This window comes from Taklimakanibacter albus (genome assembly GCF_016595235.1).
Lineage (GTDB): Bacteria > Pseudomonadota > Alphaproteobacteria > Rhizobiales > Aestuariivirgaceae > Taklimakanibacter > Taklimakanibacter albus.
The window spans coordinates 131,412-158,405 of the sequence record NZ_JAENHL010000004.1; the positions used below are offsets into that span (position 1 = coordinate 131,412).

A 26,994-nucleotide genomic window follows, 5' to 3' on the forward strand; every position below is an offset into this window, starting at 1 on the left:
GGATGTCTCTGTCAAAGGGCCTCGAAGCGGATATGCGGGTTGAGGATTCCGGCGGGATCGAGGGCACGGCGCAGCCGGTTCATGACGTCAATCTCGGCCGCATCGCGCGATCGCCAGAGGTGATGCATTTTTTCACGCCCGATCCCATGTTCGGCTGAAATCGAGGACGGTTGGACATCGGCAAGCGGACCATAGACGCAGTGCTCGATGGCTTCATCTCCCTGCCCGCCGGACGGCTCGTAGCCGATCATGAAGTGGACATTCCCATCGCACAGATGGCCGAAGCTGTAGAGCGTCGAGGGATTCGGAAGCCGCGCCAATGCTACCTCGACCTTGACGAGATACTGCGCGAAGTCGCCAGGCCGCAAGCTGACATCGAAGGACAATACGCGCGGATGAGAGTGCTCGATGATCTCGGAGGCATCGCGGATGGCCCAGAGTGCCGCTTCCTGTGCGGCCGTCTGGGCGACCGCGCCATCCGCCACCCCATCGAGAGCTTCAAGGGCGGCCAGAAGCAGATCGTTTGTTTCCTCGCCGGCCTCGATCTGTACCAGAAGATAGATCGGATGCTCATCGGACACCGGCAAGGGCGCGTCTTTCAGGAGCGCCCGCGCCGTGCGGGCATAATAGCTCCGCCACATGATCTCGACGGCGGAGAGTACTTGGGCATAACGCGATCGCAAGGTGTCGGCAGCCTTCATCGCGGCATCGAAGCTTGCAAACGCCAAAAGCGCGCTGGCGCTGGCACCCGGTGAAGGCGCCAGCTGCAGGAGCGCCTGCGTGACCACACCGAGCGTTCCTTCCGATCCGACGAATATCTGCTTGAGATCGTAGCCGGCATTGTTCTTCGGCAGTCCGCGCAGATCACTAAGGACCGTGCCGTCGGCCAGAACCACTTCGAGGCCGGCGATATTCTGCCGCATCATCCCGTAACGCAGCACCCGGCTGCCGCCGGCATTGGTCGCCACATTACCGCCAATGGTGCAGGAGCCACGCGCGCCGAGATCGACGCCGAAACGCAAGCCCTTCCGGCCGGCCCAGTCCTGCACGGCCTCGAGCTTGGCGCCGGCCCCGCACAACACTTGCCGTCGCTCGACATCGACGGGATGAAGACCGGTAAGGCGCTCGGTCGACAATGTTACCTGTCCGTCCTCGGCGCGCGTCGCATCGACTAGCCCGGTCCGCCCACCCACAGTCACTACCGGCATCTTCTCATGGCTCAACAGCGCCAGACAGCGCGCGACCTCCTCTGTCGAGCCGGGCCGCACCGTGAGATCGAAAACATGCGTCGCCCCGACGATGTCCGCCAGCGCTGATTCAATCTTCACGGCCGCGGCCCGGCAAACAGAGGACCGTCGGTGTCGATCTGGATCAGAGTGGGTTGCGCGCGCCCGAAAGACTGACGTACTTCCTCTGCCACTTCCTCGAGCGATTGCGCCTTGAGCGCCCGGCAGCCGAAGCCTTGAGCGATGGTGGTGAAGTCCGGCGTGTAGAGATCGACGCCCACCGTCGGGATGCTCGCGGCGACCATCGCGTCGCGGATTTCGCCATAAGCGCGGTTGTTCCACAGGATGATCGGCAGGCCCAGCCGGTTCTCGACGGCGGTCGTCAGTTCCTCGATCGAGTAGAGGAAGCTGCCATCGCCGACGATCGCCACGACTTGCCTGTCGGGGCATCCGATCTTGGCACCAATGGCGGCCGGCATGGCGGAACCGAGCGTGCCATAGCCATTGGGAAACAACCACCCGCCCGGCCGGCGGGACGGAAAGAAGTGATTGCCGGTGTAAGCGAGCTGGGTCGAGTCGGCGCAGATCAGCGCATCGGTATCGAGCACCTGCGCCAGCATGGTGAGCACCTGCTTGTGGTGCGCTGATTCCGCCGACCAGCCTTCCGTCAATTGGGCCTTCAATCCGCCGACAATGGCGTGACGTTCTTTCTTAAGTGATGCGGCAGCAGGCGCGATCTCCTCGGCCAGCAGAGCGCGCAGCGCCGCACCGGCATCGGAAAGCAGCGCCAGCGCCGGCAGGAAATTCATCGTGAGCTGGCGCGGATCAATGTCGATGCGGATCAGCTTGCCCGCGATCCGGTAGGCCTTGCCGGTATAAAGCAGGTCGGTCTCGCCGAGCTCGGTGCCCACAGCCAGGACGACATCGGCTTTGGCGATGGCCTCCTGCACGGGCGTGAAAGGCAGGCTCGAGCCCAAGGACAAGGGATGGCTTTCGGCGAGGATGCCCTTGCCGGTATTGGTGGTCACAACCGGAATAGCGAGGCGCTCGGCCAGCGCCAACACTTGAGGCGCGGCACTACGCGCGCCGCCGCCGGCGATGATCAAGGGCGACTTTGCTTTGGCAAGCAGCGCTGCGGCCTTGCGGATGCCTTCGGGATCGGGCGCCGGACGATGGATATCGGGGACGTCGGGACCCGGCCTGTCGGTCGTCGCCGAGAGGAGATCGCGAGGGACTTCAAGGATCACCGGTCGTGGCCGCCCCACATGCATCATCGACATGGCGCGGTGGAACACCTCGGTCACATTGGCTGTGTCGAGCAGCGTGTGGGTGAAAGCGGCGATCTGCTCCTGGACCGCCGCTTGCGACTTCGTCTCGTGCAGCGCGCCTCGGCCGACACCGAGCTCAGCCCTGAGATTGTTCGCGGCGATGACGAACATCGGCATGGAATCGGAATAGGCCTCGGCGATGCCGGTCGCCGCATTGAGAAGGCCAGGCCCGGTGATCAGCATGCAGCAGGCCGGGCGCCCGGTGGCGAAGGCATAGCCATAGGCCATGAAGGCGGCACCCTGCTCATGGCGCGGCGTGACATGGCGGATCCGGCGCTCGGGCAGCGAGCGATAGAAGTCAACCGTATGCACGCCGGGGATCGAGAAGATGGTGTCGATCCCATAGCTCTCCATGAGCCGCAGGATGGCGTCGGCAGTGGTGGTGGGCTGAGTGCCGGTCATGCTTTCACCTGCGCTTGGGTTATCACGGCCACCGCCCGGGCGATGGCGCGTGTCGCCGCGATGATGTCGCTTGTGCCGATATGCTCCTCGGGCGTATGCGCCCAGATCTCGTTGCCGGGCCCGATGCCGATGGTCGGAATGCGGGCCTCGGTCATGAAAGTGCCGTTGACGCCGAAACGCCAGGCGGCAATGCGTGGCGTGCGGCCAGTCACATCTTGAACCGCCTGCACGGCAGCTTGAGCGATCGGGCTCGTCTCGGGTGTGAACATGAGCGGGTAGTGGTTGCTGAGCTCGATCGTCCAGCTCTTGCCCTCGCTCTCGCCATAACATTTGACGAGGAGGCCGCGGATCTCGGCGAGGCATACATCCGGCCCCTCGCCCCGCACGTACCGCCGGTCGACCCGCATGCGCACCAGATCGGGGATGACCGCCGTGCCGTTGTCCGGCGACGAATGCAGCCCGGTGATCGCCACGGTGGCGGCGCCGAGCAGCGGATCGTTGCCCAGTGACTGTTCATAGGTCCTGATCGCCGTGATGAACGGCATTGCTTCATAGATTGCGCTGATGCCGTTGGAGGGCTCGGAGGCATGCGCCGTGCGGCCGAATATCCTCACATCGAACTCGACCTTGCCGCGATGTCCCAGATAGACATCGCCGCATGTCGCCTCGACAGATATACCGTAATCGGCGCGAAGGCCCCGTTGCACGACCGATTTGACGCCCTTGGGAGAATCCGTTTCCTCCTCGACATCGGCGACGATGATGACGTCACCGCCCGGAGCGAAGCCCGCCTGCTTGAGCGCCGCGACGGCAAAGATGCCGGCGACAACATTGCATTTCATGTCACAGGAGCCGCGGCCATAGATCGCCTGCCCCCCTTCGCCCCAGCGCGCGGCATCGACCAGCACCGCTGAAAAAGGATCGACCATGGCGCCCACCGGCACATGATCGAGATGGCCGTTCAGCATGACGGATGGCGCCTCGCCCGTGCCTTGCATGATGCCGATGACATTGCCATTGGCGTCGATCTCGACCTTGTCGAATTCCAGCGCCGTCATAAGATCGGCCACATATCGCGCGACCTTCGCCTCGCCGCCCGTCAGGCTTTCGATGCGCACCACATCCCGGCATGCGGCGATAAGGCGTTCCTGATCGATCACCGCATCGATGGTCTGGCCCTTGGCAACTGCACCCACGTGCTTACTCCTCTGAAAATGTATTGTGATCCGCGTGCAAGGCGGAAAAGCTCAAGCGCTCGGAACGAAGGTCTCGAGCGAGGTCATGATATGCGTCGACAGAGCCTGCGCCGCCTTGTCGGGGTCACCGCTGACGATCGCCGCCAGCAGCGGCTCATGTTCCCGGGCCACATCCATAAGATCGGAGTAACCGGCATTGTCGACCGTCAACGCCAATCGCATGTGATCGAAGAGAAGTCCTGCGACGCGGTCGACATAGGGATTTGCCGCCATCTTCCACAGCGCCTCGTGGAAAGCGAGCTCGGCTTCGACAAGCCCCGGCACGTCTTTGGCCTTGGCCCGCGCCATCATCTCCTTGATCAGCCCTTTCAGGAGCTCGATGTCCTCCGGCCGGTGGCGGCGGACGACCTCGCGGATGGCCAGGGTCTCCACCGCGACGCGGACGGCGTAAAGCTGGCGCACCTTCTCGGGCGTCATCTGCAGGACAGTGGTGCTGAAATGCGTCCGGCTCTCGAGCAGGCCGGCTTCCGTCAGCCGGTTGACCGCCTCGCGCACCGGCGCGCGGCTGATGCCGAGCGACTTCGCCAGCGCCGCTTCGACGATGCGCTCGCCTTGCTGGATTTCACCGGAAAGGATCCGGCCGCGCAGATCGGCATAGACCTGATCGGCCACCGTATTACGCTGGATGGTGGAGCTGTCTTTCTTGGCGGCGCCGGTCATGGATGGTGATTCCCTGGCCTCACTATATACGGTTGCGTGCTCAGCTTTGACCGTTTCTGACTGCGGCGGCGGCACGCTCCAGCGCCCCGGCGATCTCCCCGATCTGGGCTTCGGACAGGATCAACGGCGGAAACAGCTTGAGGCTCGGCGGGTCGATCTCGGCGACGCTGTGGCAGAACACGCCTTCCGCGAAGATCTGGCGATAGAGTGCGCGTGCATGCCGGCTGTTCTGAAGTTCGACGGCGATCGCCATGCCGAAACCCGACACACCTTTCAGCACATCGGCATTCCGGGCACAGACCTCCGTGAGGCGCCCGCGCAGATTCTCGCTGGCCGTCTTCACGCCAGCGAGGAATTCCGGCCGGCTGGCGACGTCGAGCACCTTGGCGGCCACCACGCAGCTGATCTCGTTACCGCCGAGGCTCGATATGTAGGAGAAGCGGTGCCCGTTCATGCAGGTCTCGTAGATCTCGGGCCGCATCATGAGCGCGCTCGCCGGGTAGAGACCGCCCGACAGGCCTTTGCCCGTGACCATCATGTCGGGTTCGATATCATAGTGCTCGCTGGCCCATAAGGTGCCGGTCCGCCCGAGCCCCGCCCGCGTCTCGTCCATGATGAAGAGGATGCCGCGCTCGCGGCACAGCCGCGTGGCGGCGCCGAGAAACTCCTGCGACGCCGGGGCAAAGGTCTCGTAGTCCATCGGTTCGACGATGAAGGCCGCGACATCGCGGGTGAGCAGCCGGTCGAGCTCGGCCACGTCGCCGTACTTTTCCAGGAAACCGCAATGCTCATCCGGCAGGTTATAGTGATCGATGATGCCTTCCTCGGGCGAGCCCGTCACGATCGCGGCAAAACCGGTATGCCCGTGATAGCCGTGGCGATAGGCCAGCATCTTGCGCCGCCCGGTGACGCGGAAGGCGAACATGGTCGCGAGATCGACCGATAGCGTCGAACACAAAGTGATGACGCTGCGCGCCAGATGCGGCTTGGGCGCGAGTTTCGCCAAGCGGTCCTGCAGGGTCAGATATTCCGCATTGGGAACCGACCAGAGTCCGGTATCGCGGCCGTCCTCCAAAGCTTTGGTCAGTACGGCGAGCACTTCTGGATGGCGGTGGCCGAGCGAATGGACGCCACCGCCCGTTCCGCAGTCGATCACCCGCCGGCTTCCTTCGATATCCCAAAGATAGGCGCCGTCGCGCTTGCCGATGACGAACTCCGCTCCCTTAGCTTTCTGCCGCTCGGCATTAGAGCGCCAGGACCGTTGGATGAAGTCGTTGAAGACCGAGGCGCTGGTCATCGGCGGGTTTTGGAGATGCATAGTCATTCGTGAATTCCCAATTTTCTTGTACGTCGCGCTTTTCAGGCGACGAGCGTGAAATGCCAGACCTTGGCGACGATCAGCCACTTGCCTTCGCTGAAGACCAGCGTGAGCTCGTCGGTGAAATGTTTCGGCAGGAACAGCTCGCGGACGCGCACATGCGCGGTGGTCGCCGTCGGCACCTCGATAGCGACGATCTCGTCCTCGCGGCGGTCGCCACGCGATTTCGGCGACACGCGCTTGCGCACGATGTCGAGATAGGCGGGAACATCCAGAATGATGGGTGTCGCGTCCGTCACCGAATAGAGGCGCGCCTCAGGATGGAAGATTTCAGCGAACAGATCGGCGTCGCCATCATAAAGCGCGTCAAAATATTTCTGGATGAGCTTGCGGATATCGTCGACCGGCGCCATGTGCGCGTCTCCTTGATCAGGCTTGTGATTTTTTGCGCCCGCGCACGACGGCAGCAAGGCAGGTCAATTCGAACATCAGATTGGCGGCATTGATGCAGGTGATGCCGGAAGGATCGAGCGACGGCACCACCTCGCAGATGTCACCGCCGATCACCTCGCGGCCGGTGAGCGCGCGAAGGATCATCTGCGCGTCGCGCATCATAATACCGCCCGGCTCCGGCACGCCGGTGCCCGGCGCGTCCTTGGGATCGAGCCCGTCGATGTCGATCGAGATATAGACCGGCAGATCGCCGACCACCTTGCCGATCTCCTCGATCACCTTGGCGCGGCCCAGAGTCTCGAACTCGTCCATGGTGATCATGCGGATGCCGGCCTTATCGCCATAGACGATATCGTCATCGCCGTAACGCGTACCGCGCAAGCCGATCTGGATGATGCGCTTGGGATCGAGAAGCCCCTCCTCGACCGCCCGGCGGACAAAGGTCGCATGGTTGTATCGGGTGCCCATGAATTCGTCGAACGTGTCGGAATGGGAATCGATCTGGATCAGACCGACGGGCCGCTCGGCGGCGATGGCGCGCAGCACCGGCAGCGGCACCGTGTGATCGCCGCCGATCGATATGGGTGCCGCGCCGACGGCATGGATGCGCCGGTAGAAGGCCTCGACGAGCTCGACACTCTTCTCGACGCTCAGCGGATGGGTCGGCGCGTCGCCGACATCGGCGATGTTGCACAGGCGGTAAGGCGCCACACCGGTGGTCGGATTGATCTGCCGGATGAGCCGCGACGCCTCGCGTACGCCGGCCGGCCCCTGTCTGGCGCCGGAGCGATAGGTGGCGCCGAGATCGAGCGGGACGCCGACCAGCGCGATATCGAGCGGTGCGGCGATCTCGCCGCGCGCCGCGCGCATGAAGGTGGCGATCTCGGCATAACGCGGCGTGACCGCGGAATCGGTTGGGTCGAAATTCCCTGGTGTCGGCACGATCTCAATTCCTCGTTCTGATGTTCGCTATGTCCTCAATGCCTGAGCAAGCTCAGCATCTGGCGACGATACTCGGTGAATTCCCGGCTCGCCACCACATCGGCCACGCGCGGTCGCGGCAGGTCGATGCGGAAATCCTCGACGATGCGCCCCGGGCCGGTGCTCATCACCAGAACCCGGTCGGCGAGATAGATCGCCTCCTCGATGTCATGGGTGACGAACAGGACGGTGGTGCGCTTGCGCGCCCAGATGTCGAGCAGAAGCTCCTGCATGCGCGAGCGCGTCTGCGCATCGAGCGCGCCGAAGGGCTCGTCCATCAGCAGCACCTTGGGCTCGAGCGCCAGCGCCCGGGCGATCGCCACCCGCTGGCGCATGCCGCCCGAAAGGACTTTCGGATATTGATCGGCATAGTCGGTGAGCCCGACGAGATCGATGAGCTCGCCGGCGACGGTGCGGACGCGCTGGGCCGGCCAGTTGTTGAGGCGCAGCCCGAATTCGACATTGCCGCGCACCGTCAGCCACGGATAGAGCGAATAATTCTGGAAGACCATGCCGCGGTCAGGACCGGGATTGGTGATCACCTGCCCGCCGACCGTGACGGTTCCGGTGCTGGCGACCGTCAGCCCGCCGATCACATTCAGCAAGGTGGACTTGCCGCAGCCGGACGGCCCGAGCAGACAGACGAAGTCGCCCTCATCGATGGCAAGATCGGTTTCGGCGAGTGCCGTACGCGGCTCGCTTTTGTGACGGGAGAATTTGACGCTGATATTTTCCGCAACGACCTGTGACATGTGCGCGCTCAATACATATAGGGGAACAGCTTGCGGTGGGCGAAGCGGAAAGCGAAATCCGTCAGCACGCCCAGAATGCCCACGCAGACGATGCCGGCGATCACCTGGTCGGTGAGCAGGAAACGCTGTGCCTGCAGGATGGCGATGCCCATGCCGCGATCGGCGCCGACGAGCTCGGCCACGATCACATAGGTCCAGGCGATGCCGACAGTGACGCGCAACGCATCGACGATGGCGGGGATGCAGGCGGGAATGAGGACGCGGAAGAACAGCTGCCGCGAGCTGGCGCCCAGCGTATAGGCGCTGTTGAGCATGTCCTTCGATACCGAGGCCGAAATATCGGCGATCAGCAAGGCGAGCGGAAAGAACGTGCCGATGAAGATGACGGAGATCTTCTGCTCTTCATTGATACCGAGCCAGATGATCATCAGCGGCACGAAGGCGCTGGCCGGCAGATAACGCGCCGTGCTGAGCAAGGGCTCGATCAAGGCGCGGAAGGCGGCGAAATTACCGACCAGCACGCCGACCGGTATCGCCAGCGCGGCGGCAAGAAAGAACCCGCTCATGACGCGGAAGGTGCTGGCCCAGATATCGACGAGGAAGCCTTCCTGCGTGATCATCGCCACCAGCCGCGAGAGAACGGCGATCGGGCTGGGCAGGAAGAAGGGCTGGATCAGCCCTCCTTCCGTCGCGATCAGCCAGGCGCCGAAAAACAGCCCGACACCCAGGAGCGACAGCGTCCACCGCGAGGCGGCCGTGAGCTCGGCGCGGGGCCTGAAGCAGTCGCCGAGCCCCCGGGCCCAGGATGGCGACCGCTTGTCCGCCCCATCCAGGGCGCCACGTGCCGGCGCCTTGGCGGAAGATTGCGGTAGATGAGGAACAAGCCCGGACATCGACATGGTCCTATTCGTCCGCGAGCTCGGCGCCGGCATTGACGACTGTATCGGCGTCGGGCGCTTTCTTGAGGACGCCGATGCGTGTGTAGAACTCGCCGGCATTCTTCACCAATTGCTTGGCCGCACTGTCGCCGCCGGTGCCGAAGAAGGCGGCATTGTCGGTGCGGTCGAAGAAGCGGACGTCTTTCCAGGTCGCCTCCAGCGCATCGGGCGTCATCTTCAGATTACGCGCGATGATTTCCTTGCCCGCAGCAGGATCGGCTTTGAGGAAGTCGATGCCCTTGTAATAGGCTTTGACGAAGGCCTGGACCTCTTTCTTGTGGTCCTTGAGATAGTCCGGATGGACCGCGATGGCGTCGACGACCACACCCGGCATCGTGCTCGTGTCGATGAGGATGCGGCCGAAATCGGTTGCGGCCGCTTTGGAGAGCCAGGGCTGCCAGGTCACCGCGGCATCGACGCGTCCGGCCACGAAAGCGGCACCCGCATCGCCCGACTTCATGTCGATGGCGTTGACATCGGCGAGCTGAAGCCCGGCCTTGTCGAGCGCCTGGGACAGGATGAACTGCGACACCGACCCCTTTTGCACCGCGACGGTGCGGCCTTTGAGATCGGAAAGCTCGGCGATCTCCTTCTTGGCGACGATGCCGTCGCCGCCATGTGACTCATCGAGAGACATGATCACGCTGAGCTTCGCGCCATTGCCGGAAAACAGCGCGAAATTATCGACCGAGGACGCGGAAGCCTCGATCTGCCCGCCTTGCATGGCGGCGATCGCATCCGATGACGCCTCGATGATCTTGAGCTCGACGTCGACCCCGGCCTCGTCGAAATAGCCCTTCTCTTTGGCGATATAGAGCGCCCCGTAACCGATCCAGGTGGAATGGGCCACGGTGAGCTTGTCCGCCGCCCCGCCGGGAACGCTTTGCCCCATGAAACTTGCTGAAACCAGGCCGGCCACCGCCAGCGTGCGCAGAAACCCTTGCATGTGTTCGCTTCTCCCTGTTCTTTTTTGACGACTGTCGCCTGTCGACAGTCGTCATAAATCACGGAATCGGCCGGTCGTCAACGCCCCGGAGCGCGGCGCTGTTGAAAACCTCTCTAGATTTGAAGGCTGGGGATGTGGCAGCGCGAAAAGTGAGGACCGGCGCGATCAAGCGCCTCCCCTGACCGGACCCCGGACTCTCACATTCTTGATTACGTCACGCCCTGGAGCGGATCACACGTCGAACGACGTCGCCGCCCGGCGCACCCCGGTGAGATGCGTGCTCAGCAAGGACTGGGCGAGATCGGCGTCGCGGTCATGCAACGCGATGGCGATCTGGCGATGCTCGCCCCAGTAGATAGCCCATTTCTCGGGCGTGAAGGATTTCTGCTTGAGCTTCGTCCATGCCCGCTCAGCCCGCACCAACGAAACACGCTGGCCGAGATCGATAAAGAACCGGTTGCAGGTGGCGGTGTAGAGGCATTCATGAAAGGCCCGATCCGCCGCTTCCGCGTCCTGCGGCGTGGATACGTCCCGGCTCCCCGCCACGATATCGCCGAGGCGCGCCAACTGCTCCTCGCTGGCTTTCACGACGATCAGCGGCGCGAGGCTCGGCTCGATCGCGGCGCGGAACTCCATGAGCTCTCCGGGCGACAGCGGCACGTCGCGTGAAGCGGACGGCTCGGTCGGCATCATCGCCGTGTCGACGACGAAGGTGCCTTTGCCGACATGCCGCGCCAGGCGCCCCTCGCGGTCGAGATCGCGCAGCACCTCGCGCACCGTCGATCGTGACAGGCCGCTGACGATGGCGATCTGGCGCTCGTTCGGCAATCGGTGGCCGGCGCGCAGGACGCCGTCGGTCAGGGCCGATTTCATGAGACGCAGGAGATCGGTACGGCCCTTCGCCCCCGCAAGGAAGCTGACATCGGGCTCCGCGTCGCTGGCATTGTCGGAATTTTGAGCTGAATCTTCCATACCAATCAATCCATTAATTCCCCACCTCTCTAGCATCATTACAAAACCTTCGTAAATGGGGCTTTACAGGTCTCGCAAAAACTATACCATTCAGACCAGACTTGCCACCTAGAACACAAAACCACAGGGAGGATATGATGAAACAAGCACGCAATGGTCGACTGGCGCTGAGCCGCAGAAGCGTCCTTCTCGGCGGCGCAGCCCTTGGCGGCGCCCTCGCCATGCCCTCGATTGTCAGGGCTGCCAATGAAGAAATCGTCTTCGCGACATGGGGCGGATCCTGGGAAGAAGCCATGCGCACGGCATGGTTCGACCCCTTCACCGCCAAGACCGGCATCAAGGTGAAGACCATCAGCGGCAATACCTACGGCAAGATCGAAGCCATGGTGAAAGCCGGCCGCACCGAATGGGACGTCGTCGAGACCCTGCCCGACTTCCAATGGGTCGGCGCCGAAAAAGGCCTGCTGGAACCGATCGACTTCTCGGTGGTCGACAAGAGCCTGGTCATGCCTGGCGAGGACATGGTGACCACCTATTCGATCCCACAGGTACTGTTCGCGGAGGTGATGACCTACAACACCAAGCTCGACCCGCCGCCGCAGGGCTGGGCCGATCTCTATGACACCAAGACCTTCCCCGGCAATCGCGTGTTCGACGGCGACGACGTCCAGGCGACGATGGAATCGGCCCTCCTCGCCGACGGTGTGGCACCGGCTTCGCTCTATCCGCTCGATGTCGACCGCGCCCTCAAGAAGCTCACCACAATCCGCGACCAGGCGATGTTCTTCGAGACCAACGCGCAAGGCGAGCAGTTCATGTCGGATGGCCAGGCCGTCATGGGGATGCTGCCCGACGGTCGCGCCATCAATATCCGCAACAATGGCGCGCCGGTGCAGATTCAGTACAACGCCACCATCATGACCTGGTCGACGATGGTGATCATCAAGGGAGCGCCCAACCTCACGGCGGCCCAGAAGTTCCTGGCCTACACGCTCACCCCCGAGGCACAGGCGGCGATCGCCATGGCCTATACCTATGGCCCGGTCGTTCCCAAGGCGCTCGACCTCATCCCGCCGGAGCGCGCCAAGATCCTCACCGGCGGCCCCGAGATGAAAGGCAAGGCCATCCTGCGCGGTGAGAAATGGTGGAGCCAGAATCTCGCGGCGGCGACGGAGAAATTCAACGCCTGGAAGCTCGGATGATGTCTTCGCCTGCGGGGTTGCGGCGCACGACACGTTCCGCAACCACCTTCTTTCTGTTGCTTCCGGGCCTGGTGGTGCTGGCCGGCATGTTTATTCTGCCGGTCGCACAACTTGTCATCGACAGCTTCTCCGATCCTGCCGGCGCCTTGGTGCATTACCAGCGCATCGCCGTCGTTCCCGTCTACCTGCTCGTCCTGGCCCGGACGTTTTTGATCAGCGCGATAACGGCGGCGCTCTGCCTGCTCCTCGGCTTCCCGATCGCCTACCGGCTCGCCCACTCCGGTCCCCGCGTCAAGGCGATCATTCTGCTCTGCATTTTTCTCTCCTTCTGGACCAATCTTCTCGTGCGCGCCTTCAGCTGGATGGTCCTGCTCAATCCCAACGGTATTTTCAGCCAGGCGCTCGCCTTCATCGGGCTCGGCGACCAGATCAAGCTTGTCTACAACACGACGGGCGTTCTCATCGGTCAGACGCAGATCCTGCTTCCCTATATGATCCTGCCGCTGGCCGCCGTGATGAGCCGCGTCGATCCGACCCTGATGAACGCGGCCAGAAGCCTCGGCGCGTCACCGACCAGAGCTTTCCTCGCGGTCTATATTCCGCTGGTGAAATCGGGCGCGCTCGCCGGATCGGTGCTGGTCTTCGCCCTGAGCCTCGGATCCTTCGTCATCCCGGCGCTGCTCGGCGGCCCGCGCGACATGTTTCTGGCCCAATTGATCGAGTTCAACATCAACAATACGCTCAATCTGCCCTTCGCCTCGGCGCTGGCGACGGTGCTGCTCGCGGCGACGATCGTTCTCTATTGGATCGGCGACCGCTGGTTCGGCCTCGGTCAAGTGTGGGGCGGACGATGACCGGCAGCCGCCTTGCCTCCTTTGCGACATCGGCGACGACGGCCCTTGTCTGCGTTCTCCTGCTGCTGCCGACCATCGCGGTGATGCCTTTGTCGATCACCGAAACCAATTTCGTGACCTTCCCGCCGCGTGGCTTCTCGCTCAGATGGTATGAAACGCTGTTCACATCCGACGCCTGGCGCGGCGCCATGGTGACGAGCTTCATCACCGCGGCCTTGACCACGGCGGTCGCGACCCCGATCGGCACGATGATGGCGCTCGGCCTCGCCCGCCTCAAGGGCCGCTGGGTCGGCATCGGAAACGTGTTCATCCTGCTGCCGATCATCGTGCCGACCATCGTCACCGGCGTCGCTCTTTATGGCCTGCTGGCGCGGCTAGGGCTCATCGGGACGATACCGGGTCTCGTGCTCGGCCATTCGGTGCTCGCTTTGCCCTTCGTCGTCATCAATGTCGCCGCGGTGCTGCAGAAGTTCGACCGGCGGATCGAACAAGCGGCCCGCAGCCTGGGCGCCTCGCCTTTGACCGCCTTCCGGCTGGTGACCTTGCCCAATCTGTTGCCCGGTGTCGCCGCGGGTGCGCTGTTCGCCTTCCTGACCAGCTTCGATGATTTCGTCATCGCCCTCTTCCTCGCCGGCATCGGCGCGGTAACGCTCCCGGTCCAGATGTGGAGCGGCATTCGTTTCGAGATCAGCCCGGCCGTTGCCGCCGCATCGACGGTGCTTTTGTTCATGTCCTGCCTTCTGCTGGCCCTGCAATGGTGGGTGAAAAGGAGATAAAATCATGTCGATCACCCCGCCCGCCATTCCCGCCCAGGAATTCGCCGACCGCCGCGCCCGCGCCGTCAAGGCGGCGCAAGCCGCCGGTCTCGATGCCCTGCTCGTCTGCTCACGCGGCGGCGGCACCGTCGACCGTTTCGCCGACGTGATGTATCTGACGAATTTCTACACGTCCTTCCCCTATACGCCCGACCACCAGGACGCCTGGTCGGGACGAGCCCATTCCTTCCTCGTACTGCCGGTCAACGGCTCGCCCCGCCTCATCATCGACATTCCCAAACGCGCCGACGTGCATCTGGCCGACAAGGACGTCGTCTATACCGACTTCGTCATCGAGGCGACGATCGAAGCGTTGCGCGAAGCGGGCCTCGGCAACGCCAAGGTTGGCCTCGTCGGCGAGGATGTCATGCCGGTGAGCTTCCACCGGGCGATCACCACCGCCTTGCCGGGCATCGTCTTCACACCCGCCGATGCGATCCTGACGGCGATGCGCCGCATCAAGTCGCCGGCGGAGATCGCTCTGCTGCGCCATGCCTCGGTGGTCGGCTCGCGCATGATGGACAAGATGATGGCGGCGGTCGTCCCCGGCGCCTCGCATGGAGACATTGTCGCGGCCGGCATGCAGAGCCTGCTGCCCGCGGGCGGCATGCTCTACAACTCCTTCATGGCTTCGGGCCGTGGCGGTGACAATCCCAAGATCGTGCGCCAGGCCTTCCCGACCTGGGGCTCACCTGAGCGTCTCGAGGCCGGCGACTGGTTCAGGGCCGGCATCTCCGGCGTCGTCGGCGGTTACATATTCGACCTGTCGCGCTCCAAGGCGGTCGGTGGCTCGACCACCAACCGCCAGATCAGCCTGTTCGAGGCGGCGATCTCCTGCGTCGAGGCCGGCATCGAGGCCATCAGGCCCGGCGCCACCGCCGGCGACCTCGCCACGGCGGGCCTCGGCCGCCAGCGCGAGCTCGGCTTCGAGATCAAAGGCGTCTTCTCCGGTCTCGGCCACGGCATCGGTCTCGGCTGGGATGCGCCCTGGCTCACCCCCGGCGAGCCGACGCCGATCACCCCCGGCATGGTCCTGTGCTTCGAGCGCACCGTGGAGCAGGATGGCTATGTCGGCGATTTCGAGGAGACGGTGCTCGTGACCGAGACCGGAATCGAAATGCTGACCGATGCGACCAAGAGGAACTATTGAGATGCCACGCGGCGCCGCTATCGAAATTCGGGATCTCACCAAACGTTATGGCGACGTGAAGGCGATCGACGCCGTGTCGCTCACGGTTGCCGAGGGAGAGTTCGTGACACTGCTCGGGCTCAGCGGCTCGGGGAAGTCCACGACCCTGATGGCGGTCGCCGGTTTCGTCGATCCGGATGGCGGCGCGATCGCGATCTCCGGCAGCGACGTGACCACACTGCCGCCGGAGAAGCGCAATCTCGGTGTGGTGTTCCAGAACTACGCTCTGTTCCCGCATCTGAACGTCTTCGACAATATCGCTTTCCCGCTGCGCATGCGCCGCCATGCCGAGAGCGAGATCGACACCCAGGTTCGCCGTGTCCTCGACCTCGTCTCGCTGCGTGACCTGAGCGCAAGGCGCATCACAGAGCTTTCCGGCGGACAGCAGCAACGTGTGGCGCTGGCACGCGCCCTCGTCTTCTCCCCGCCGGTCCTGTTGATGGACGAGCCGCTCGGCGCCCTCGACCGCCAATTGCGCGAGCAGCTGCAGATCGAGATCCGCCGCATCCACCGCCAGCTCGGCGTGACCGTCCTTTATGTGACGCACGACCAGGAAGAAGCGCTGTCGATGTCCGATCGCATCGCCATCATGGCGGACGGGCGGATCCAGCAGCTCGGCACGCCGCATGAAGTTTACATGCAGCCTTCCAACCGCTTCGTGGCCGGCTTCTTCGGGGAATCGAACTTCCTCGATGTGGCCGTCGAGCGCGCCGGCGACAATCCCGTCCTGCGGCCCAAGGGCCTGCGCGACATCACGCTTCACGCCGCCTTGCGCCGGCCTCTCTCGGGTGACCGTTTTCTCGCCATGGTGCGGCCGGAAGCCATCGAGATCGGCGACAGCCGCGATCCCGCTTTCGAGAACAATCTGCCGGGCACCGTCGAGCAGCAGGACTTTCTCGGCGCGACGCAGCGCCTGACGGTCAAGACGGGCGCCGGCAGTGTTGCCGTCCGCATGAGCCGGCTCGCCAATGCCGCGGCGCTGCCGGCCGGGGCGCCGGTCTGGCTCAAATGGCGCGCCGGCGAAACGGCGGTCTTCGATGCACAGGACTGAGGCCGGCGCAGATTCATTCTGGGCGGCAAGCGCGCGAACCCCGGCTTTTGTGGGTGACGCCTTGCAGGGCGACCGCGTCGTCGACGTCGCCATTGTCGGTGGCGGCTTCACCGGGCTTTCCACCGCGCTGCATCTCGCCGAGGCGGGGCGCAGCGTGGCGGTGCTCGAGGCCAGGGACATCGGCTATGGCGCCAGCGGCCGCAATGGCGGGCAAGTCAATCCCGGCCTCAAATATGAAGAAGCGGCGCTCATAAAAAAGTTCGGCCCGCAAGGCAGCGCCTTCTACCGCCTCGGCCAGGAGGCGCCTGATTTTCTCGTCGGCCTCGTCAAGCGTCTCGGCCTCGACTGCGATCTGCGCCGCCCCGGCCTCATCCGTCTGGCGCATAATGAGCGGGCTCTCGCAACGCTGCGCGCGGCCCAGGCCGACTTCATCGGCCGCGGCCTGCCGATCACGCCGCTCGAACTCAAGGATATAGAGGCGCTCGTCGGCACCGACCGCTATCCCGGCGGCTGGATCGATGCGCGCGGCGCCAATGTCCACCCGCTCGACCTCGTCCGGGAACTGGCACGCGCCACAGCGGCGGCCGGCGCCCTGATCTTCCCGCATAGCCCCGCCGTCCGTCTTGCCCGCCGGAATGATGGCTGGAGCGTCGCGACACAATCAGGTTCTCTCCAGGCGCGCAGCGTCGTGGTCGCCACCAATGGTTATTCGGACGGGCTCGTGCCGGGACTCGCGGCCTCGTTGCTTCCGGTCAACAGCTTCCAGATCGCCACGGCGCCGCTCGATGAGGCGCGCGCCCGCCGGATTCTCCCGCAAGCTCATACGGTCTATGACAGCCGCCGGCTGATCCTGTATTTCCGCCGCAGCGCCGACGGGCGGGTGATCCTGGGCGGGCGCTCCTCCTTCAGCTCCAGCCGCGGGCTCGGCGCCAGGCGTGCCGATTATTCGGTGCTGGAACGTGTGCTGACCGGAATCTTTCCCGATCTCGCCGGCGTGCCCATCGCCCATCGCTGGACCGGCCTCGTCTGCATCACCATGGATTTCCTGCCGCATTATCATGAGCCCGAGGACGGGCTGCATGTCGTGCTGGGCTTCAACGGCCGCGGCGTCGCCCTCTCGCATCGCGCTGGCGCCTGGATGGCGAACCATCTCCTTGGCCGTCCGGACAGCGGCGCCATGCCGCGCACACCCATAAGGCCGGTGCCCTTCCATGCCTGGCGCGAGCCCTTGCTCAACGTGGCCATGCAGTGGAACCATCTGCTCGACAGATTCGGCCGCTAGGGGAAAAATGGGCAAACTTGCCCGGCCTGCCGATCCTTACTATATGACTGGCCATGACTTATGTGACCGCCCATGAAGGCACCGAAGGCCGCACCGGCCAGATCAAGCTGCACGGCCCGGAAGGCTTTGCCGCCATGCGCAAGGCCGGCCGGCTGACCGCCGAGGCCCTCGATCTCCTGGTTCCGCTCGTCAAGCCGGGCATTGCCACCGAGACGCTCGACGTGGCGATCGCCGAATTCGCCCGTGACAACAAAGCGGTTCCCGCCTCGCTCAATTACCGCGGCTTTCCGAAGTCGATCTGCACCTCGATCAACCACGTCGTCTGCCATGGCATTCCCAATGACAAGCCGCTGCGCGAGGGAGATGTCGTCAATATCGACGTCACTTTGATCGTCGATGGCTGGCATGGCGATGCGAGCCGCATGTACAAGGTCGGCGAGGTCAACCGCAAAGCCGAGCGGCTGATGGAAGTCACCTATGAAAGCCTGATGCGCGGCATCGGCGCGGTGAAGCCCGGCAACAAGACCGGCGATATCGGTCATGCCATCCAGACCTATGCGGAAGGCGAACGTTGCTCGGTGGTGCGCGACTTCTGCGGCCACGGTCTTGGCCGCCAGTTCCACGACCATCCCAATATCCTCCATTACGGCCGCGCCGGCGAAGGCGTCGCCCTCAAGGCCGGCATGTTCTTCACCATCGAGCCGATGATCAATCTCGGCCGCCCGCATGTGAAGATCCTGAGCGACGGCTGGACCGCGGTGACCCGCGACCGTTCACTCTCGGCCCAGTTCGAGCATACGATCGGCGTCACCGAAACGGGTTGCGAGATCTTCACTCTGTCGCCCAAGGGGCTCGACTACCCGCCTGCTGCTCAAAACTGACGCCCCGGCGTCCTTGCCGAACGCACTTGTTCATGATACGTTCCGCCGATCATGGGCGCGAAATCCAGCGATAGTTCTGGCTCTCTCGACGAAGTCGGGTTCAGCCTAGGGTGCGACGGAACCGTCGCGGAACTCCTCGAATTGCCTCGGGATTTGCGCTCGTCGCGGTCGCAGAATATCGTCGGCACCGCCAGGCAGATCGAGAAGCCTCACCATCTGGGTCACCGCGAGCGGCTACGCCAGCGTTTCCGGCAAGGCGGCGCCGATGCCCTGCCCGATTACGAACTGCTCGAGCTCCTGCTCTTCCGCGCTCTGCCGCGCCAGGACGTGAAGCCGCTCGCCAAGGCGCTCATCGCCCGCTTCGGCAGCTTCGCGGAAGTCGTCGCCGCCAATCCCGAACGTCTGAAAGAAGTGCCGGGTGTCGGCGAGGCGGTGGTGACCGAGCTGCTGATCACCCACGCGGCGGCGCAACGCGTCACCAAAGGCGAGATCAACCGGCGCACTTTGCTCGCCTCGTGGAATGCCGTCATCGATTATTGCCGCGCCGCCATGGCCTTCGCCGAGCGCGAGCAGTTCCGCATTCTCTTTCTCGACAAGAAGAACGGCCTCATCGCCGATGAAGTCCAGGGTGAAGGCACCGTCGATCACACACCGGTCTATCCGCGCGAGGTGATGAAACGCGCTCTCGAACTGTCGGCGAGCGCCATCATCCTGGTGCACAACCATCCCTCCGGCGACACGACGCCGTCGATCGCCGATATCGACATGACGCGCAAGCTGATCGAGGCCGGCGACAGGCTCGCCATCAAGGTGCATGACCACATCATCGTCGGCCGCAATGGTCATGCGAGCTTCCGCAGCCTGAAGCTGATCTGAGCGTTGACGGCCCGATATGCCGCATGCTACTCGGCCGGCGCGCAATCCACCCAGAATAAGGGAATTGTTGATGCCGGAGCTTGTGACCACCCGCTGATCGTCTCGACTGATCGAGACATCTAACCGCACCATTTCGCCAGGCGCGCTGCGCCGGCACTGAAATGCTGCGCGGGTGTTTTCCATTCACAGGCTAATTTCATGAACATCTCACGCGGCGAGCAGCGTGTTCTGCACGTCCTCGCGCAAGGCGGATATATCCGTCATCAACGGGCCGATACCGGCCGTATCCTCGAAGTCCTCTGCTTCACCCGCGACGGTCACGTGCTGACCGATTGCACGCTCGAGGTCTTCGGCAAGCTCCGGCGCAAGCGCCTGATCGAATCCCGGGAATCGAGCCCCTATCGGATCTCCGAAAAGGGCCGTCGCTCGGTGCGCGGCCAACTCGATAATCGTTAAAGGAAGAGAACCATGAACTTCACAATCCGTCCCGAGCGTCCCGCAGACATGCTGATCATACGGCAGCTCACCGACGCAGCCTTCAAAGGCGCCGACTACAGCAGCGGCACGGAAGGCGCCATCATCGGCGCCCTGCGCGCGGCCGATGCGCTGTCCGTGTCTCTCGTCGCAACCATCGACGAAGCGGTAGTGGGCCATGTCGCCTTCTCGGCCGTCACCATCGACGGTGCTGATATCGGCTGGTTCGGCCTCGGTCCTGTCTCGGTCCGGCCCGATCTTCAAGCGAAGGGCATCGGAGGCGCCCTGATCCGTGAAGGACTGAAGCGTCTCAGAAGCGCTGGCGCCAAGGGATGTATTGTCTTGGGTGATCCCACCTACTACCGGCGTTTCGGGTTCGAGCATGATCCGGCTCTCACCTATGACGGGGCTCCGCCTGAATATTTCATGCGGCTGTCGCTTGACGGCTCGAAGGTTTCGGGAGCCGCTGCCTATCACCCGGCCTTCTCAGCCCCCTGACGATGAGAGGGTGATCCCGCGCAAGCGCGGATCACCCCTTTCGCGGCCTTGCCTTGCGAGACTGTCCGGCAAGCCGGACAATGAGTTCCGATGGCCAAGCTACCGGCTTCGGTCGTATCAGGCTATCCAGAGTGTGGACATCCACGACACTTCGGCAGGCACATGACGACAAATCCAAGCTGGCTCCTCAAGCGCTTTCCCACCGGAATGCCGGGCCCCGACGACTTCACATTGGAGGATCGCCCCATCCCGGCGGGCCGGCCCGGCGAGTTGCTGGTCAGGACGCTTTGGCTGTCGGTCGATCCCTATATGCGCGGCCGCATCAGTCCCGCGAAAAACTACGCGGCCGGCGTGCAGATCGGCGATCTCATGCGCGGTGGCGGCGTCGGCGAGGTCGTGGCCTCCGAGTCACCGCTTTTCAAGGCCGGAGACATCGTCCAGGCCGACGATTTCGGCTGGCAGCCTTACACGACCATATCCGCGGCAGGCGCCATCCGCCTCGACCCGGCAGAGGCACCGGTTCAGACGTCCCTCGGCTGCCTGGGTATGCCGGGCCTGACCGCCTATTTCTCGCTGTTGAAGACCGGCCGGCCCAAGGAAGGTGAAACCGTTCTGATCTCGGCGGCGTCAGGTGCCGTCGGCCAGATCGCCGGCCAGATTGCGCGCCTCAAGGGATTTGATCCCGTCGCGGTCGCCGGCAGCGATGCAAAGCTCGAATGGTGCAAGAGCATCGGCTATCGGACCGGTATCAATCACCGATCGGCAGCGGACATGGTCGAAGCGGTGGCCCTCGCCTGCCCGCGCGGCGTCGATGTGTTCATCGACAACACCGCCGGGCCCATTCACGATGCGGCGATGCAGAATATCAACCTGTTCGGCCGGGTCGTCATCGTCGGAACGGTCTCCCTCGCCGACCGCTTCGGCCAGCCCGATATCGGGCTCAGGCACCTGCGCCGCATCCTCGTCTCGCGTGTCCGCATCGAAGGTTTTCTCCTCGACGATTTCGCCGCCGACTATGCGGCGGCCCGAGCTGAGCTTCTGGACTGGCACAGGCGTGGTCTTCTCGAGACGCGTGAGGATGTTTCGAACGGCATCGCGACGGTTCCCCAGGCCTTCGTGCGCATGTTAAAAGGCGAGAACTTCGGCAAGCAGCTGGTCAAGCTCTAGCGGCGGACGTTTTGGAAAACATCGACGATATGATCCTCTTTGCCGAGGTGGCCGACTGCGGCAGCTTCACCAAAGCGGGCGTTCGCCTCGGCATTCCGAAATCCACGATCAGCCAGCGTATTTCGCAGCTCGAGGCACGGCTCGGGCTGCGTCTGCTCAACCGCTCGACCCGCAATGTCACCCTGACGGGCAGCGGCCAGGTCTATGTGGAACATTGTCGCCGCATCCGGGCCGAAGCGGCGCTTGCCACGATGGCCATGTCCAATCTGAAGGACCAGCCGGTCGGCGCGCTGCGGATCACCTGTCCGGAAGTGACCGCCAGCTACTTCATGCCCGGCTTTCTGCGGGACTTTTCGGCCCAGTTCCCCAGGATCGAGATCGAAGTGCTGGCCACCAACGAAAACCTCGACATCATCCAGGAGCGTATCGATTTCGCCTTCCGCGTCGGTTCCGTGTCGGGCCAGGACTTCATCGTCCGCACCATTTCCTCGATCAAGCGCATTCCCGTCGCATCGCCGGATTATCTCAATTCTGCCGCGCCGGTCACACAACCGGATGACCTGCTTCATCACCGCTGCCTGATCCACGCCGCGCATCCCGAATGGAGCTTCACGAAGGATGATGCGCGATCGGCGTTTCATCCGCCTGCCGCTATAAAAAGCGACTCGATGGGTTTCCTCCTGCAGGCGAGCGTCGCCGGCTCCGGGATAGCTTTGCTGCCGGCCTATATCAGCGCGTCCTTCAGAGCCGCCGGCGCGCTGATCGAGCTGCTGCCGGACTGGCAGGTGCCGGCGCACCAGATGAGTCTGATCTTTCCCAACCGGGACAATCACTCGAAAGCGCAATCGGCCTTTCGCGCCTATGTCGAGGCCTGTGACTTTTCACGCCTGTCGTCCACCTTCTGAAGGCTCCGCGCCGCCGTGACGATGCCGATGAGCGGCGCCAGCGCGAAGACGGCAAAAAGCCAGAAGGCGGCGCTCTGCGTGCCGGGGATGCCGCCCGGCGCGGTGAGGCCGGCGAGATTGACCACCATGCCGGCGAGCGCCGCGCCGAGAGCGGTGGCGAACAGCTGCACGGTGGTGATCGCCGCCGAAGCGAGGTCCTGCTCGTCCCGGGGAGCGGCGTGCAGGATGCGGGTCAGAAGATGCGGCCAGCTGATGCCGACACCACCGCCCACCAGCAGGAAGGCGACGGAGAGCGGCGCCAGCACCTGCCATTCGCCTCGGCTCGCCGGCGGCATCAAAAGCGCCAGCAGGACCATGCCGGCAAGCGTCAGCATCGGCGCCAGGCGTACCGCCTTTTCGGCACGCCGCCCCTGATTGCCCGAGCTCAGGATCGATCCCAAGGTCCACCCGACCGATGTGATGACGGCAAGATACCCGGCAAGCAGCGGAGTCTGCGCATGCAGCACCTGCAGGAACAAAGGAATGAACATCTCGCTCGTCGTCACCGTGATGGCGAGGAGCGACATGGTGAGGAACAGCATGCAGATAGGTGCCGCGAGGCTGAAGGCGCCGCGCGGCAGGAGACGCGTTTGCGCCCTGCCCTCGACGACGATCAGCACCGCCACCAGGACCAGCGCCGCGGCGATACCGGCGATGTTCCAGACGAGCAGCGGCGAGACGCTGCCGACCGACACGACAAAGACGGCGAGAACGAGAAGCCCGAGCTGCGGCAGGGCCAGCGGAGAATGTTCATCCGTATCCGGATTTTTTCGGGGGAGAATGGCAAGCGCCAGGCCGGCGAACAGGATCGTCGCCGGCAACATCGTCCAGAACGCGGCCCGCCAGCTGCCGAGCTCGGCGAAGGTGCCGCCGATGGCGGGACCGGCAAGCGTCGCCACGCCCCACATGGCGGAAACGATCGCCATGGCGCGCGGCCACAGGGCCTCGGCAAAAACCAGCCGGATCATGGAATAAGCGAGCGCGAACAGAAATCCACCGCCTAGCCCTTGCACGAAGCGCCCGGCCAGAAGCACCGGCATGCCGGGCGCCACGGCGCAGATGAGCGTTCCCAGGCCGAAGAGGCCGGCCGCAACCGCATAAGCGACGCGCGGACCGACCAGGCCCAGAAGCTTCGCCGAGAGCACCGAGCCGATGATCGAGGCGACGATGAACAGCGTCGTGTTCCAGGCATAATAATCGAGACCGCCGATATCGGCGACGACCGACGGCAGGATCGTGGTCGCGACAAACACATTGATGGCGTGCAGCGCCACCCCGCCGGCCAGGGCCAGCGAGCGCACACCATTGCCGCCGGAGAGCAAAGCGCTCCAGCCGATTCGTCGATCCGTCATGCGCGAGCCCCGATTCAGTTGGGGCGTCTTTAGCCCAGAAGAGCTCGCTTCCACCAATGCATTGTCAGTCGGCCGGGCATGCTCTCGCTTGCGGTCTCATGGCGCGATCTGCTGCTGCAATCGGCGCAGGCTCCGGCCAAAGACGGCCTTGTCGTCGAGCGCCCGCGCCAGCGTGAGCGCCCCCTGTATGCCGATCACCACGTCCTCGGCCACAGGCCTAGCCAGGCGCGCTTCCATGCCGGAACGGATCAGCGCCCCTTCCAGCGCCATTACCCAGCGTTTGAAATACCCCCGGATGGCGCCGGCGAAACGGTCGCGTGTCTCGTCCAGCGCGAAAGCGCCGATGAGACAGACGCGGCGGCCGGACTGGAAATAGCCATCGACCGACTTCCACATGCGGGCGATCGCCTCGCGGGGCTCGCCTCGCTCCAAGGGCTCGAAGACTTCGCGCACGAACCAGCCATCGACATGGGCGAGGATCTCGGCCGCCATCTCTTCCTTGCCGCCCGGAAAGAAGTGATAGAGGCTGCCTTTCGAAAGCCCGGTGCGCGCCGTGATGGCGCTGAGAGACGCGCCCTCATATCCCAGCTCGCGAAACACTTCCGCGACGAGCGGGATCACATCGGCTTTTTCGAAAACCTCGCGCATCTAAAGCCCCAGGTCTGAGAGACCCGGATGATCGTCGGGCCGGCGTCCGAGCGGCCAGTGGAATCTGCGGCCGCTTTCCTTGATCGGCATGTCGTTGATCGAAGCGAAGCGGCGCTGCATCAGGCCGGAGGCGGCGAATTCCCAATTCTCATTACCGTAGGAGCGGAACCAGTGGCCGTTGTCATCGTGCCACTCATAAGCGAAACGCACCGCGATGCGGTTGCCGGCGAAGGTCCACAGTTCCTTGATCAGCCGGTAATCGAGCTCGCGCGCCCATTTGCGGGTGAGGAATTCGACGATCTGGGGACGCCCGACCGGGAATTCGGCGCGGTTCCGCCACTGGCTGTCTTCCGTATAGACGAGCGAAACGCGCGCCGGATCGCGGCTGTTCCAGCCGTCCTCGGCCATGCGGACCTTGGCGGTGGCGGTTTCGAGGGTGAAGGGAGGCACCAGAGCTGCGGCCATGTCGATCTCCTATTAGACCTTTTAACTCACTCTAAACCGATCGGTTTACAGATGCAAGCAGGACCGTTGAACCCACTTCTTTTTATGTGTAGACAATAACCGAACTCGCTTTTTCATCCGGATTCTCCCGAATGCCCGCCAAGCCTGCCCGCAAGAAGGCCGAACCGACCCTCGCCCTCGACGGCAACGGCCCGATCTACAAACAGATCGAGCGCGCCGTGCGCGGCGAGATCCTGAGTGGCCGCTGGCCGCCCGGCCACCGCATCCCTCCCGAGCACACGCTGCTGCAATGGTTCTCGACCACGCGCGCGACGGTCAGCAAGGCGCTCACCAAAATGACCGAAGCGGGCTTGCTGGAGCGCCGCCGTAAGCAAGGCACGATCGTCGCGCAGTCGACGGAATCGCATGCCGTCATCGGCTTCCTCGACATCCGCAAGGAGATCGAGGCGAAAGGACGCGAATACAGCTACCGGGTGCTGCGCTCGGCGAAGATCGTCGCCGGCCCCAAGACCGCCGCCTGGCCGGAAGTGCCGGCCGGCACGCCGATCCTGCATCTGCAGGCCGTCCATAGCGGTTTCGGCAAGCCGGAGGTCCTCGAGGAGCGCTTCATCAATCTCGAGGCGGCGCCTGATGCCGTCCATGCCGACTTCGAGGCCGAGACACCGAATATCTGGCTGCTGGCGCGCCTGCCCTGCACGCGCCTGCGCCATTCGATCAAGGCCGAGATCGCCACCGCCGAACAGGCCCAGCAATTGCAGATTCCCGCCAATGGGCCCTTGCTGGTATCCCGCCGCCGCACCTGGGCAGACGCCCTGCCCGTCACCTGCGTCAAGCTTGTCTATCCGGGCGAGCGCAATGAATTCGTCGGCGAGTTCAATCCGCTGGAGTCATAAGGCGATGAGCGAGCTGGCGCGCCACAACCGCAGAAGGGTGATCGACCTCATCGGCGCCGCCGACCGGCTCATCATCGCCACGACACCCGAGCATGTCTTCTATTGCAGCGGCTACCGCAGCATGAGCTACGACACCGATCCCGCGACCCGCATGGCGGTGGTCTTCGATGCGGACCACGGCATTCTCATCGGCCATAAGGCGGATCACTGGGCCGCCGTCGAAGCAATGGGCGAGGACCTCGAGTATTTCGCTTATGGCACGTTCTTCTTCGACGAGCGCGACGTGGCGCCAACAGTGGGGTTCAAGACCTACGACGAAGCGCTTCTCGCCGCCATTCGGCAACTCTCAGGCGGTAAACGCGGCATCTTCCATGATCGCGCATCGGACGATCTGCTGAAAGTTTTTAGCGACACTCTCAGCGGCACCGACGGCTCGGCCGTCTTCCGTCGCGCCCGCGCGGTCAAAAACGAGCTCGAGATCGACCTCATGCGCAAAGCCTCCGCTTTGACCGAACGGGCTTTGGCACGAGCCCTCAAGGAAGCCCGCGCCGGCATGAGCGAAGCCGATCTTACCGCCATCATCTCGTCCGAAATGATCATCGAGGGCGCCCAACCCGGCTTCGTCGTCGTCACCGCGGGCGAGCGCAGCGCGCTGGCCGATGCCTATTCGACGACCAGGCGGTTGCTCGGCCATGACATCGTGCGCATCGATGTCGGCTGCCGGTTCAACGGCTACTGGTCCGATACCGCGCGCAGCGCCTTTGTCGGCGAGCCACGCCCGGATGCGCTCGCCGCCTTCACGGCGACGGCAGCCGGCCAGGATGTCGGCCGGAAGCTGGTCAAGCCCGGCATATCGACGGATATCGTGTTCCGCGAAACCGTCGCCACGGTGCGCACGTCCGGCCTCCCCGATTACCAGCGTCATCATGTGGGCCACGGCCTCGGCCTCGAGTCGCATGAATATCCGACGATCTCCGCCGCCAACAATGTGACCCTCGAGCCCGGCATGGTGCTCTGCATCGAGGCGCCCTATTACCGGCCGGGCTGGGGTGGCGTGATGACCGAGGATACGATGGTCGTCACGGCGGAAGGTGCCGAATTCTTCACCCATCTTTCCCACGCGCCGATCATCATTGCCGCCTGACGCAGTTCGCCGGCTTCTTCCGCCCTC

28 protein-coding genes are annotated in these 26,994 nt (G+C 63.9%); 14 read left to right on the forward strand and 14 right to left on the reverse strand.

The annotated features are described in order from the left end of the window. Positions 1 to 11: 11 nt before the first annotated feature. The 11 genes from JHL16_RS01970 to JHL16_RS02020 all read right to left on the reverse strand — a co-directional run bounded on the left by JHL16_RS01970 (position 12) and on the right by JHL16_RS02020 (position 11,232). Positions 12 to 1,328, reverse strand: a complete 1,317-nt coding sequence (locus tag JHL16_RS01970) for an FAD-linked oxidase C-terminal domain-containing protein (RefSeq protein WP_200183229.1) — start codon at positions 1,326 to 1,328, stop codon at positions 12 to 14. Further along, positions 1,325 to 2,956 (reverse strand): 5-guanidino-2-oxopentanoate decarboxylase, encoded by a 1,632-nt coding sequence (locus tag JHL16_RS01975; protein ID WP_200183230.1) that lies wholly within the window; start codon positions 2,954 to 2,956, stop codon positions 1,325 to 1,327. The genes JHL16_RS01970 and JHL16_RS01975 overlap by 4 nt, the downstream gene beginning before the upstream one ends. Next, positions 2,953 to 4,152: a M20/M25/M40 family metallo-hydrolase gene (locus JHL16_RS01980; protein ID WP_200183231.1), complete on the reverse strand. Its 1,200-nt coding sequence runs from the start codon at positions 4,150 to 4,152 to the stop codon at positions 2,953 to 2,955. The genes JHL16_RS01975 and JHL16_RS01980 overlap by 4 nt, the downstream gene beginning before the upstream one ends. Before the next feature lie 51 nt (positions 4,153 to 4,203). Further along, the gene (locus JHL16_RS01985; RefSeq protein ID WP_200183232.1) at positions 4,204 to 4,872 is read right to left on the reverse strand and encodes a GntR family transcriptional regulator; all 669 of its coding nucleotides are present in this window, start codon (positions 4,870 to 4,872) and stop codon (positions 4,204 to 4,206) included. A 40-nt stretch (positions 4,873 to 4,912) separates the two neighbouring features. After that, positions 4,913 to 6,196 carry a class-III pyridoxal-phosphate-dependent aminotransferase gene (locus tag JHL16_RS01990; RefSeq protein ID WP_200183233.1) on the reverse strand — a complete coding sequence of 428 codons (1,284 nt, stop codon included), beginning with the start codon at positions 6,194 to 6,196 and terminating at the stop codon, positions 4,913 to 4,915. A 35-nt stretch (positions 6,197 to 6,231) separates the two neighbouring features. Beyond that, positions 6,232 to 6,603: a nuclear transport factor 2 family protein gene (locus JHL16_RS01995; protein WP_200183234.1), complete on the reverse strand. Its 372-nt coding sequence runs from the start codon at positions 6,601 to 6,603 to the stop codon at positions 6,232 to 6,234. Positions 6,604 to 6,619: 16 nt separating this feature from the next. Then, a complete protein-coding gene (speB, locus tag JHL16_RS02000) occupies positions 6,620 to 7,585 on the reverse strand; it encodes an agmatinase (RefSeq protein WP_348647154.1) in 966 nt (321 codons plus the stop codon). A 35-nt stretch (positions 7,586 to 7,620) separates the two neighbouring features. Further along, positions 7,621 to 8,376, reverse strand: a complete 756-nt coding sequence (locus tag JHL16_RS02005; RefSeq protein WP_200183235.1) for an ABC transporter ATP-binding protein — start codon at positions 8,374 to 8,376, stop codon at positions 7,621 to 7,623. Positions 8,377 to 8,384: 8 nt separating this feature from the next. Further along, the gene (locus JHL16_RS02010; protein WP_200183236.1) at positions 8,385 to 9,269 is read right to left on the reverse strand and encodes an ABC transporter permease; all 885 of its coding nucleotides are present in this window, start codon (positions 9,267 to 9,269) and stop codon (positions 8,385 to 8,387) included. A 10-nt stretch (positions 9,270 to 9,279) separates the two neighbouring features. Continuing rightward, positions 9,280 to 10,260, reverse strand: coding sequence for an ABC transporter substrate-binding protein (locus JHL16_RS02015; RefSeq protein ID WP_200183237.1), 981 nt, complete (start codon positions 10,258 to 10,260; stop codon positions 9,280 to 9,282). A 231-nt stretch (positions 10,261 to 10,491) separates the two neighbouring features. After that, positions 10,492 to 11,232 carry a FadR/GntR family transcriptional regulator gene (locus JHL16_RS02020; protein WP_200183238.1) on the reverse strand — a complete coding sequence of 247 codons (741 nt, stop codon included), beginning with the start codon at positions 11,230 to 11,232 and terminating at the stop codon, positions 10,492 to 10,494. A 134-nt stretch (positions 11,233 to 11,366) separates the two neighbouring features. Here JHL16_RS02020 and JHL16_RS02025 point away from each other — a divergent pair, with 134 nt between their 5' ends. The 12 genes from JHL16_RS02025 (at position 11,367) to JHL16_RS02080 (ending at position 22,426) form a co-directional block, all read left to right on the forward strand. Next, positions 11,367 to 12,434 carry an ABC transporter substrate-binding protein gene (locus JHL16_RS02025; RefSeq protein ID WP_200183239.1) on the forward strand — a complete coding sequence of 356 codons (1,068 nt, stop codon included), beginning with the start codon at positions 11,367 to 11,369 and terminating at the stop codon, positions 12,432 to 12,434. Continuing rightward, positions 12,431 to 13,288 carry an ABC transporter permease gene (locus tag JHL16_RS02030; protein WP_200183240.1) on the forward strand — a complete coding sequence of 286 codons (858 nt, stop codon included), beginning with the start codon at positions 12,431 to 12,433 and terminating at the stop codon, positions 13,286 to 13,288. Before JHL16_RS02025 ends, JHL16_RS02030 begins: the two co-directional genes overlap by 4 nt. Then, the gene (locus JHL16_RS02035) at positions 13,285 to 14,064 is read left to right on the forward strand and encodes an ABC transporter permease (protein WP_200183241.1); all 780 of its coding nucleotides are present in this window, start codon (positions 13,285 to 13,287) and stop codon (positions 14,062 to 14,064) included. Before JHL16_RS02030 ends, JHL16_RS02035 begins: the two co-directional genes overlap by 4 nt. Positions 14,065 to 14,068: 4 nt before the next feature. After that, a complete protein-coding gene (locus JHL16_RS02040) occupies positions 14,069 to 15,253 on the forward strand; it encodes a M24 family metallopeptidase (RefSeq protein ID WP_200183242.1) in 1,185 nt (394 codons plus the stop codon). A 1-nt stretch (position 15,254) separates the two neighbouring features. Then, a complete protein-coding gene (locus JHL16_RS02045) occupies positions 15,255 to 16,343 on the forward strand; it encodes an ABC transporter ATP-binding protein (protein ID WP_200183243.1) in 1,089 nt (362 codons plus the stop codon). 61 nt (positions 16,344 to 16,404) lie between these two features. Next, on the forward strand, positions 16,405 to 17,625 hold the full coding sequence (locus tag JHL16_RS02050) for an NAD(P)/FAD-dependent oxidoreductase (RefSeq protein ID WP_200183244.1): 1,221 nt from the start codon (positions 16,405 to 16,407) through the stop codon (positions 17,623 to 17,625). Positions 17,626 to 17,678: 53 nt separating this feature from the next. Further along, positions 17,679 to 18,506 (forward strand): type I methionyl aminopeptidase, encoded by an 828-nt coding sequence (gene map, locus JHL16_RS02055; RefSeq protein ID WP_200183245.1) that lies wholly within the window; start codon positions 17,679 to 17,681, stop codon positions 18,504 to 18,506. Positions 18,507 to 18,647: 141 nt separating this feature from the next. Then, positions 18,648 to 19,382 carry a RadC family protein gene (gene radC, locus JHL16_RS02060; protein ID WP_420884508.1) on the forward strand — a complete coding sequence of 245 codons (735 nt, stop codon included), beginning with the start codon at positions 18,648 to 18,650 and terminating at the stop codon, positions 19,380 to 19,382. A gap of 198 nt (positions 19,383 to 19,580) precedes the next feature. Next, entirely contained in the window at positions 19,581 to 19,838 is a 258-nt protein-coding gene (locus JHL16_RS02065; protein WP_200183247.1) for a YjhX family toxin, read from the forward strand. A 12-nt stretch (positions 19,839 to 19,850) separates the two neighbouring features. After that, positions 19,851 to 20,354 (forward strand): GNAT family N-acetyltransferase, encoded by a 504-nt coding sequence (locus tag JHL16_RS02070; RefSeq protein WP_200183248.1) that lies wholly within the window; start codon positions 19,851 to 19,853, stop codon positions 20,352 to 20,354. Between the two features lie 162 nt (positions 20,355 to 20,516). After that, positions 20,517 to 21,521 (forward strand): NADP-dependent oxidoreductase, encoded by a 1,005-nt coding sequence (locus JHL16_RS02075; protein WP_200183249.1) that lies wholly within the window; start codon positions 20,517 to 20,519, stop codon positions 21,519 to 21,521. A 29-nt stretch (positions 21,522 to 21,550) separates the two neighbouring features. Next, positions 21,551 to 22,426, forward strand: a complete 876-nt coding sequence (locus tag JHL16_RS02080; protein ID WP_200183250.1) for a LysR family transcriptional regulator — start codon at positions 21,551 to 21,553, stop codon at positions 22,424 to 22,426. Here the strand turns inward: JHL16_RS02080 and JHL16_RS02085 are convergent. From JHL16_RS02085 to JHL16_RS02095, 3 genes are all read right to left on the reverse strand, one after another. After that, on the reverse strand, positions 22,381 to 23,817 hold the full coding sequence (locus JHL16_RS02085; protein WP_200183251.1) for an MFS transporter: 1,437 nt from the start codon (positions 23,815 to 23,817) through the stop codon (positions 22,381 to 22,383). The two genes, JHL16_RS02080 and JHL16_RS02085, sit on opposite strands and share 46 nt — an antisense overlap. A gap of 96 nt (positions 23,818 to 23,913) precedes the next feature. After that, positions 23,914 to 24,465 (reverse strand): TetR/AcrR family transcriptional regulator, encoded by a 552-nt coding sequence (locus JHL16_RS02090; protein ID WP_200183252.1) that lies wholly within the window; start codon positions 24,463 to 24,465, stop codon positions 23,914 to 23,916. Then, on the reverse strand, positions 24,466 to 24,930 hold the full coding sequence (locus JHL16_RS02095; RefSeq protein ID WP_200183253.1) for a nuclear transport factor 2 family protein: 465 nt from the start codon (positions 24,928 to 24,930) through the stop codon (positions 24,466 to 24,468). Between the two features lie 131 nt (positions 24,931 to 25,061). On the opposite strand from JHL16_RS02095, the gene JHL16_RS02100 reads away from it, so the two are divergent. Then, positions 25,062 to 25,823, forward strand: a complete 762-nt coding sequence (locus JHL16_RS02100; protein WP_137856874.1) for a UTRA domain-containing protein — start codon at positions 25,062 to 25,064, stop codon at positions 25,821 to 25,823. A 4-nt stretch (positions 25,824 to 25,827) separates the two neighbouring features. Further along, entirely contained in the window at positions 25,828 to 26,967 is a 1,140-nt protein-coding gene (locus tag JHL16_RS02105) for a M24 family metallopeptidase (protein WP_200183254.1), read from the forward strand. The last annotated feature ends 27 nt before the right edge of the window (positions 26,968 to 26,994 follow it).